The organism is Pseudescherichia vulneris (assembly GCF_902164725.1).
In the GTDB taxonomy this organism is placed as follows: Bacteria; Pseudomonadota; Gammaproteobacteria; order Enterobacterales; family Enterobacteriaceae; genus Pseudescherichia; species Pseudescherichia vulneris.
Genome location: NZ_LR607338.1, coordinates 759,844 through 768,855, shown reverse-complemented (window position 1 = coordinate 768,855; position 9,012 = coordinate 759,844). Strand labels below are relative to the sequence as shown.

8 protein-coding genes are annotated in these 9,012 nt (G+C 58.3%); all 8 read left to right on the top strand.

The window, feature by feature from the left end:
* The first annotated feature begins 420 nt into the window (after nt 1–420).
* The 8 genes from FN633_RS03140 to trmL all read left to right on the top strand — a co-directional run bounded on the left by FN633_RS03140 (nt 421) and on the right by trmL (nt 8,994).
* Entirely contained in the window at nt 421–2,346 is a 1,926-nt protein-coding gene (locus tag FN633_RS03140) for a PTS mannitol transporter subunit IICBA (RefSeq protein ID WP_154056701.1), read from the top strand.
* 94 nt (nt 2,347–2,440) lie between these two features.
* Nucleotides 2,441–3,589 carry a mannitol-1-phosphate 5-dehydrogenase gene (gene mtlD, locus FN633_RS03135; protein WP_208673931.1) on the top strand — a complete coding sequence of 383 codons (1,149 nt, stop codon included), beginning with the start codon at nt 2,441–2,443 and terminating at the stop codon, nt 3,587–3,589.
* On the top strand, nt 3,589–4,179 hold the full coding sequence (gene mtlR / locus FN633_RS03130) for a mannitol operon repressor MtlR (protein ID WP_106403947.1): 591 nt from the start codon (nt 3,589–3,591) through the stop codon (nt 4,177–4,179). Before mtlD ends, mtlR begins: the two co-directional genes overlap by 1 nt.
* Nucleotides 4,180–4,237: 58 nt before the next feature.
* Entirely contained in the window at nt 4,238–4,600 is a 363-nt protein-coding gene (locus FN633_RS03125) for a YibL family ribosome-associated protein (protein WP_042393927.1), read from the top strand.
* Between the two features lie 266 nt (nt 4,601–4,866).
* Nucleotides 4,867–6,522 (top strand): L-lactate permease, encoded by a 1,656-nt coding sequence (gene lldP / locus FN633_RS03120; protein ID WP_154056699.1) that lies wholly within the window; start codon nt 4,867–4,869, stop codon nt 6,520–6,522.
* Entirely contained in the window at nt 6,519–7,292 is a 774-nt protein-coding gene (gene lldR / locus FN633_RS03115) for a transcriptional regulator LldR (protein ID WP_154056698.1), read from the top strand. Before lldP ends, lldR begins: the two co-directional genes overlap by 4 nt.
* Nucleotides 7,289–8,473: an FMN-dependent L-lactate dehydrogenase LldD gene (gene lldD, locus FN633_RS03110; protein ID WP_042393913.1), complete on the top strand. Its 1,185-nt coding sequence runs from the start codon at nt 7,289–7,291 to the stop codon at nt 8,471–8,473. Before lldR ends, lldD begins: the two co-directional genes overlap by 4 nt.
* Nucleotides 8,474–8,520: 47 nt before the next feature.
* Nucleotides 8,521–8,994 (top strand): tRNA (uridine(34)/cytosine(34)/5-carboxymethylaminomethyluridine(34)-2'-O)-methyltransferase TrmL, encoded by a 474-nt coding sequence (gene trmL, locus FN633_RS03105; RefSeq protein ID WP_154056697.1) that lies wholly within the window; start codon nt 8,521–8,523, stop codon nt 8,992–8,994.
* Nucleotides 8,995–9,012: the final 18 nt, after the last annotated feature.

Sequence of the window (9,012 nt, the reverse complement as noted above, 5' to 3'; positions counted from 1 at the left end):
ATAGTCAAGATAGAAGATGTTGCTGACTTACAGTATTGCCGAGTCCCGTAATAAGAAGTTGCTGCCGCTCACGTTAAGAAAAGTCCCAGTGAAAGTTTCTTGTGATCTAAATCACAAACAACAAACAAAGTAACGAGATAGAAATGTGATTAACATCACATTAACAGCTCTGTGCCGTCTTTTTTTTACCCACTGTTCTTTTTTTACACCTATGATTTGTGACCGCCATCACACCTAAACAGGGCGTGATCCCTATATTAGTGTGATCTGAATCACACTAAATCGTGCCATCTGGACAGTTTCTCGATTCGGTGCCAGATTCGCCACACAGAACATGGGTTCGGCTACCTCTGCCGCCTCGTTAACAAAAAAAGTTGGGCCTCCGCCCTGCGCGACAGCAAACATTAGAAGGGGTGTTTTATGTCATCCGATATCAAGATCAAGGTGCAAAGCTTTGGTCGTTTTCTCAGCAATATGGTAATGCCCAACATCGGCGCATTTATCGCCTGGGGTATTATCACCGCGTTGTTTATTCCAACAGGGTGGTTGCCTAACGAAACGCTGGCAAAACTTGTCGGCCCAATGATTACCTATTTGCTGCCGCTGCTGATCGGTTATACCGGTGGTCGCCTGGTGGGCGGCGATCGCGGCGGCGTGGTCGGTGCGATCACCACCATGGGCGTGATCGTCGGTGCGGATATGCCAATGTTCCTTGGCGCAATGATTGCCGGTCCGCTGGGCGGCTGGGCGATCAAACGCTTTGACGTCTGGGTTGATGGCAAGATCAAATCCGGCTTCGAAATGCTGGTGAACAACTTCTCTGCGGGCATCATCGGTATGATCCTCGCGATTCTGGCGTTCCTCGGCATTGGCCCGGCGGTAGAGGTGCTCTCTAAAGCCCTGGCCGCTGGCGTTAACTTCATGGTTGTCCATGACATGCTGCCGCTGGCCTCTATCTTTGTTGAACCGGCGAAAATCCTGTTCCTCAATAACGCCATCAACCACGGTATCTTCTCACCGCTGGGTATTCAGCAGTCCCATGATATCGGCAAGTCTATCTTCTTCCTGATCGAAGCGAACCCGGGTCCGGGGATGGGCGTCCTGCTGGCGTACATGTTCTTCGGTCGCGGCAGTGCGAAACAGTCTGCGGGCGGTGCGGCTATCATCCACTTCCTGGGCGGTATCCACGAAATTTACTTCCCGTACGTGCTGATGAACCCGCGTCTGCTGATCGCCGTTATCCTCGGCGGTATGACCGGCGTGTTTACCCTGAGCATTCTGAACGGCGGCCTGGTTTCCCCGGCTTCCCCTGGCTCTATCCTGGCCGTGCTGGCGATGACGCCGAAAGGTGCTTACTTCGCTAACATCGCTGCTATCGTCGCGGCGATGGCGGTTTCTTTCGTGATCTCTGCCATTTTGCTGAAAACCAGCAAGGTGAAAGAAGAGGACGATATCGAAGCGGCAACCCGCCGTATGCATGACATGAAAGCGGAATCCAAAGGCGCAACCGCTGCCGCTACTGGCACGCCGCTGGCGGCAGGCGCGGTCTCTAACGACCTGAGCCACGTACGCAAAATCATCGTGGCCTGCGACGCCGGGATGGGGTCAAGTGCCATGGGCGCGGGCGTGCTGCGTAAGAAAGTACAGGATGCTGGCCTGACCAACGTCTCCGTCACCAACAGCGCGATCAACAACCTGCCGGCAGACGTGGACGTGGTCATTACCCACCGCGACCTGACCGAACGTGCGATGCGTCAGGTGCCACAGGCGCAACACATTTCACTGACTAACTTCCTCGACAGCGGCCTCTATACCAACCTGACCGAGCGTCTGGTTGCTGCCCAGCGTCATACGGATAACGAAGCGAAAGTGCGCACCAGCCTGCAGGACAGCATTGACGACAGCAACAGCCATCTGTTCAAGCTGGGCGCGGAGAACATCTTCCTGGGCCGTACCGCGAGCCATAAAGAAGAGGCGATTCGCTTTGCCGGTGAGCAACTGGTGAAAGGCGGCTACGTGCAGCCGGAGTATATCGACGCCATGCTGGAGCGTGAAAAACTGACCCCAACCTACCTGGGTGAGTCCATCGCGGTTCCGCACGGTACGGTTGAAGCGAAAGATCGCGTGCTGAAAACCGGCGTCGTGTTCTGCCAGTACCCGCAGGGCGTACGCTTTGGCGAAGAAGAAGATGACATTGCCCGTCTGGTCATCGGTATCGCCGCACGTAATAATGAGCACATTCAGGTGATTACCAGCCTGACCAATGCTCTGGACGATGAGTCCATTATCGAGCGCCTGGCGCATACCGATAGCGTTGAAGAAGTGCTGGCGCTGCTGAACAAGTAAGCCCTCCTCCCTCTCCCTTTGTGGAGAGGGTTTGGGTGAGGTCAGAGCCTCACCCCAGCCCTCTCGGGTAAAAACATTAATGAAGGTTAATACTATGAAAGCATTACATTTTGGCGCAGGTAATATCGGACGTGGCTTCATCGGCAAACTGCTGGCGGACGCTGGGATTACGCTGACGTTCGCCGATGTGAATCAGACGGTGCTCGATGCCCTGAATGCCCGTCATAGTTATCAGGTTCATGTGGTGGGTGAAAACGAGCAGGTTGATACCGTCTCCGGCGTCAATGCAGTGAGCAGCATTGGCGATGAGGTGGTCGATCTGATCGCCGACGTGGATCTGGTGACTACGGCGGTCGGCCCGGTTGTGCTGGAACGCATCGCCCCGGCAATTGCCAAAGGCCTGACGAAGCGTAAAGCGCAGGGCGTAGAGACCCCGCTGAACATCATCGCCTGTGAGAACATGGTGCGCGGTACGACCCAGTTAAAAGGCCACGTTCTCAATGCGCTGGCAGATGAGGACAAAGCCTGGGTTGAAGCGCACGTTGGCTTCGTCGACTCGGCCGTAGACCGCATCGTTCCGCCGTCGGCCTCTGCCACCCACGATCCGCTGGAAGTAACCGTTGAAACCTTTAGCGAGTGGATTGTCGATAAGACCCAGTTTAAAGGCGCGCTGCCGAACATTGCGGGCATGGAACCGACGGATAATTTAATGGCCTTTGTAGAGCGTAAGCTCTTCACCCTGAACACCGGCCATGCTATAACCGCGTACCTTGGCCGCCAGGCAGGCCATCAGACCATTCGCGACGCCATTCTCGATGAGAAGATCCGCGCGGTAGTGAAAGGGGCGATGGAGGAGAGCGGCGCGGTGCTGATCAAGCGCTACGGCTTTGATGAAGCGAAGCATGCTGCCTATATCGAGAAGATCCTCGGTCGCTTTGAGAACCCGTACCTGAAGGATGACGTTGAGCGCGTAGGCCGTCAGCCGCTGCGTAAGCTGAGCATCGGTGACCGTCTGATCAAGCCGCTGCTCGGCACCCTGGAGTATCGCCTGCCGCACGAGAACCTGGTCAAAGGGATAGCCGCTGCCATGCACTACCGCAGCGAGCAGGATCCGCAGGCGCTTGAGCTGGCGGCGCTAATTGACGAGAAAGGCCCGCAGGCTGCGCTGGCGCAGATCTCCGGTCTGGAAAGCACAAGCGACGTTGTCGCCGAGGCGGTTAACGTTTATAACGCTCAGGCATGATGCCCTACCCGGCGCGGAGCGATCCTCCGCGCCCGAATATAAGATTGTCGGATATGCAGGCAATAATGGAAGAAACCCAGGCCTTTGAAAACCGTGTGCTTGAGCGTCTGAATGCTGGCAAAACCGTCCGAAGTTTCCTCATCGCCGCCGTTGAGCTACTCACGGAAGCGGTGAATATTCTGGTACTTCAGGTGTTCCGCAAAGACGACTATGCGGTGAAATACGCCGTGGAGCCGCTGCTGGAGGGCGATGGCCCGCTGGGCGATCTCTCCGTGCGCTTAAAGCTGATCTACGGCCTCGGCGTGATTAGTCGTCACGAGTATGAGGACGCGGAGCTGCTGATGGCCCTGCGCGAAGAGCTGAACCACGACGGCAACGAGTACGGGTTTACCGATGACGAGATCCTCGGCCCCTTTGGCGAGCTGCACTGCGTCTCTGCCCTGCCCCCTGAGCCCCAGTTCGATACCAGCGACGCCGACCTCTACGCGATGCAGAGACAGCGTTACCAGCAGGTGGTGCGCTCGACCATGGTCCTCTCCCTGACCGGGCTGATCTCACGCATCAGCCTGAAAAAAGCCTTTCAGAAGTAACGTTGCGCACATTAGTGTATCCTTTGCAGTAATTCCCCTGTTTTTAGAGTCATCCGTTATGAAAGAAATCGAAAAGAACGAAATTAAACGCCTGAGCGATCGCCTTGATGCCATCCGTCACCAGCAGGCTGCCCTGTCGCTGGTTGAATCTGCCGACAAGTACGCCGAACTGGAAAAAGAGAAAGAGACGCTGGAAGCGGAGATTACTCGCTTGCGCGAAGTGCACGGCCAGAAGCTGAGCAAAGAAGCGCAGAAGCTGATGGATCTGCCTTTCCGCCGGGCGATTACCAAAAAAGAGCAGGCCGACATGGGCAAGCTGAAGAAGAGCGCGCGCGGGCTGGTGGTAGTGCACCCGATGACCGCCCTGGGCCGCGAGATGGGCCTGAAAGAGATGACCGGCTTCGCAAAGACCGAGTTCTGATTTTTTGCCGGGTGGCGCTACGCCTGCCCGGCTTCTTTCTCTTCTCCCCAAATTGGCCCTACCAATCCTTTAGCCAACCGCCCTGCGCTTCACACTTCCACGATTTCCACTTACAAACTCATTGCCGAAACATAACATCTGGTTAACCATTTGTTGTCATAAACCCTACACAACCCAATTGGCTGGACCACTTTTACACTGACTGTGACGCAGAGATGAGCGCAGACTCACCGCCGACCGGCCAGAAGGGTCCCAGGAGACACGCAATGAGCCTGTGGCAACAAAACTACGATCCGGCCGGCAACATCTGGCTGTCGAGTCTGATCGCATCCCTGCCGATCCTGTTCTTCTTCTTCGCCCTGATTAAGCTCAAGCTAAAGGGCTACCTTGCCGCGACATACACTGTCGCCATCGCCCTGCTGGTAGCGCTCTTCTTCTACAAAATGCCGGTGGATCGCGCCATGGCGTCGGTGGTGTACGGCTTCTTCTACGGTCTGTGGCCGATTGCGTGGATCATTATTGCCGCGGTGTTCGTCTACAAAATCTCGGTCAAGACCGGGCAGTTCGACATTATCCGCTCGTCGATTCTCTCTATTACGCCGGACCAGCGTCTGCAGATGCTGATCGTTGGTTTCTCCTTTGGTGCGTTTCTGGAAGGGGCGGCGGGCTTTGGCGCGCCGGTGGCGATCACCGCTGCGCTGCTGGTGGGGCTGGGCTTTAATCCGCTGTATGCCGCCGGGCTGTGCCTGATCGTCAATACCGCGCCGGTCGCCTTCGGCGCGATGGGCATTCCAATTCTGGTGGCCGGCCAGGTCACGGGCCTCGACAGCTTTGAGATCGGCCAGATGGTGGGTCGTCAGCTGCCGTTTTTAACCATCATCGTGCTGTTCTGGATCATGGCGATTATGGACGGCTGGCGCGGCATTAAAGAGACCTGGCCTGCGGTGATGGTGGCGGGCGGATCCTTCGCTATCGCCCAGTACCTGAGCTCTAACTTTATTGGCCCCGAGCTGCCGGACATCATCTCCTCGCTGGTGTCGCTGGTCTGTCTGACGCTGTTCCTGAAACGCTGGCAGCCGGTGCGCATCTTCCGCTTTGGCGATATGGGTGCCTCTCAGGTCGATGAGAGCCTGGCGCGCACCCGCTACAGCGCAGGTCAGATTATCAAGGCATGGTCGCCCTTCCTGTTCCTTACCGCCACGGTAACGCTGTGGAGCGTGCCGCCGTTCAAAGCCCTGTTTGCTCCGGGCGGGGCGCTGTACGACATGGTGATCAACATTTCAGTCCCGTACCTGGATAAGCTGGTGGCCCGCATGCCGCCGGTGGTCAACGCAGCAACGCCCTATCCGGCGGTCTATAAGTTCGACTGGTTCTCGGCCACCGGGACGGCGATCCTGTTTGCCGCCCTGCTCTCCATCGTCTGGCTGCGTATGAAGCCAGCGGCGGCGGTGCAGACCTTCGCCCTCACGTTGAAGGAGCTGGCCCTGCCTATCTACTCTATCGGTATGGTGCTGGCCTTCGCCTTTATCTCCAACTACTCCGGCCTCTCCTCGACGCTGGCGCTGGCGTTAGCCCATACCGGACACGCCTTTACCTTCTTCTCGCCGTTCCTCGGCTGGCTGGGGGTATTTCTTACCGGCTCCGATACCTCGTCGAATGCCCTGTTCGCCGCCCTGCAGGCGACCGCCGCGCAGCAGATTGGCGTCTCGGACGTGCTGCTGGTTGCGGCCAACACCACCGGCGGCGTGACCGGGAAAATGATCTCTCCGCAGTCCATCGCCATTGCCTGTGCGGCGGTGGGCCTGGTGGGTAAAGAGTCGGATCTGTTCCGCTTTACCGTGAAGCACAGCCTGATTTTCACCTGCATGGTGGGGGTCATCACGACTCTACAGGCCTACGTCTTAACCTGGATGATCCCGTGATCGTCATGCCTAAACGCCTCTCCGACGAGATCGCCTCTCGCGTGCGGGCGCTGATAAAAGAGCAGCAGCTGGAGGCGGGCATGAAGCTGCCCGCCGAGCGTCAGCTGGCCGTGCAGCTTGGCGTGTCGCGCAACTCGCTGCGCGAAGCGCTGGCTACGCTGGTCAACGAAGGGGTGCTGCTGAGCCGTCGCGGCGGCGGCACTTTTGTGCGCTGGCAGCACGACGACTGGTCTGAGCAAAATATTGTCCAGCCGCTGAAAACGCTGCTGGAGCACGACCCGGACTATAGCTTCGATATTTTAGAGGCCCGCCACGCCATCGAGGCCAGCACCGCCTGGCACGCGGCGATGCGCGCCAGCGATGCCGATAAAGAGAAACTCCGTGTTTGCTACGAAGCGACCCAGAGCAAAGATCCGGACATCGCCTCGCAGGCCGATGTGCGCTTTCATCTGGCGATCGCCGAAGCGTCACATAACGTGGTGCTGCTACAGACCATGCGCGGCTTCTTCGATCTGCTGCAGTCGTCGGTTAAGCAGAGCCGCCAGCGCATGTATCAGGTTCCGCCGGTGTTCGCCCAGCTTACCGAGCAGCACCAGGCCGTGCTCGACGCTATCCTCGCCGGCGATGCCGAGGCTGCACGGAAGGCGATGATGGCGCATCTTGGGTTTGTCCATACCACTATCAAACAATTCGATGAAGATCAGGCTCGGCAGGCGCGCATCACCCGCCTGCCGGGCGATCCCGACCCTACCAGGGAGAACAACGCATGATTATTTCTGCAGCCAGTGATTACCGCGCAGCGGCTCAGCGCATCCTGCCCCCTTTCCTGTTCCACTACATCGACGGCGGCGCGTACGCGGAATATACCCTGCGCCGCAACGTCGAGGATCTCGCCCAGGTGGCCCTGCGCCAGCGCGTGCTGAAGAACATGGCCGATTTGAGCCTGGAAACTACGCTGTTTAACGAAAAGCTCTCCATGCCGGTGGCCCTTGCGCCAGTAGGACTGTGCGGCATGTACGCTCGCCGGGGCGAGGTGCAGGCCGCCGCCGCTGCCGATGCGAAGGGCATTCCGTTTACCCTCTCTACCGTCTCGGTCTGCCCCATTGAAGAGGTGGCCCCTACCTTGAAGCGTCCGATGTGGTTCCAGCTCTACGTCCTGCGCGATCGCGGCTTTATGCGCAACGCCCTGGAGCGAGCCAAAGCGGCAGGCTGCTCGACGCTGGTCTTTACCGTTGATATGCCGACGCCGGGGGCACGCTACCGGGATGCACACTCCGGCATGAGCGGTGCCAACGCCGCCATGCGCCGCTACTGGCAGTCGGTGACCCATCCCCGCTGGGCCTGGGACGTGGGCCTGCACGGTCGTCCGCACGATCTGGGGAATATCTCTACCTATCTCGGCAAGCCGACCGGCCTTGAAGATTACATTGGCTGGCTGGCAAACAACTTCGATCCCTCTATCTCATGGAAGGACCTGGAGTGGATCCGCGAATTCTGGGACGGCCCGATGGTGATCAAAGGGATCCTTGATGCCGAAGATGCCCGCGACGCGGTGCGCTTTGGGGCAGACGGCATTGTGGTGTCGAACCACGGCGGCCGCCAGCTGGATGGGGTGCTCTCCTCGGCCCGGGCGCTGCCAGCGATTGCCGATGCGGTGAAGGGCGACATCGCTATTCTGGCCGACAGTGGGATCCGTAACGGTCTCGACGTGGTGCGAATGATTGCTCTTGGGGCGGACACCGTGCTGCTGGGCCGGGCCTACCTCTACGCGCTGGCCACCCACGGCCAGGCGGGGGTCGCCAACCTGCTGAACCTGATCGAGAAAGAGATGCGCGTGGCGATGACCCTGACCGGAGCGAAATCTATTAAGGAGATCACCCGCGACCTGCTGGTGCAGAACGTTGAGCACGAGTCGGTATTTGAACCGGTGAAGACCGGCGACGCGGCGTAATTTACGCGTAAGTCTGCTATGCTGCCCCGCGTTATTGAGGGGGCACCATGCTGAACATCGTCTTATTTGAACCGGAGATCCCGCCGAATACCGGGAATATCATTCGTCTTTGCGCCAATACTGGCTTCCGCCTGCATATTATCGAACCGATGGGCTTTACCTGGGACGATAAGCGCCTGCGCCGGGCGGGGCTGGATTACCATGAGTTCACCGCCGTGCAGCGTCACGCTGACTACGCGGCATTTATGGCAGCGGAAAATCCGCAGCGTCTGTTTGCGCTCACCACCAAGGGCACGCCTGCGCACAGCGCGGTGAGCTATCAGGCGGGGGACTATCTGATGTTTGGGCCCGAGACGCGCGGCCTGCCCGCGACGATCCTCGATGCGCTGCCGCCAGAGCAGAAGATACGCATTCCGATGATGCCGGACAGCCGCAGCATGAACCTGTCTAACGCAGTGTCGGTGGTGGTGTATGAGGCGTGGCGTCAGTTAGGATATTCGGGCGCGGTATTACGCAGTTAGGTATTTGTAGGCCCGGTA

Bases quoted from the DNA above. Each gene is read 5' to 3' on its own strand.
- FN633_RS03125 (WP_042393927.1), top strand. From the start codon at position 4,238: ATGAAAGAAATCGAAAAGAACGAAATTAAACGCCTGAGCGATCGCCTT.
- FN633_RS03140 (WP_154056701.1), top strand. From the start codon at position 421: ATGTCATCCGATATCAAGATCAAGGTGCAAAGCTTTGGTCGTTTTCTC.
- mtlR (WP_106403947.1), top strand. From the start codon at position 3,589: ATGCCCTACCCGGCGCGGAGCGATCCTCCGCGCCCGAATATAAGATTG.
- trmL (WP_154056697.1), top strand. From the start codon at position 8,521: ATGCTGAACATCGTCTTATTTGAACCGGAGATCCCGCCGAATACCGGG.
- lldP (WP_154056699.1), top strand. From the start codon at position 4,867: ATGAGCCTGTGGCAACAAAACTACGATCCGGCCGGCAACATCTGGCTG.
- mtlD (WP_208673931.1), top strand. From the start codon at position 2,441: ATGAAAGCATTACATTTTGGCGCAGGTAATATCGGACGTGGCTTCATC.
- lldD (WP_042393913.1), top strand. From the start codon at position 7,289: ATGATTATTTCTGCAGCCAGTGATTACCGCGCAGCGGCTCAGCGCATC.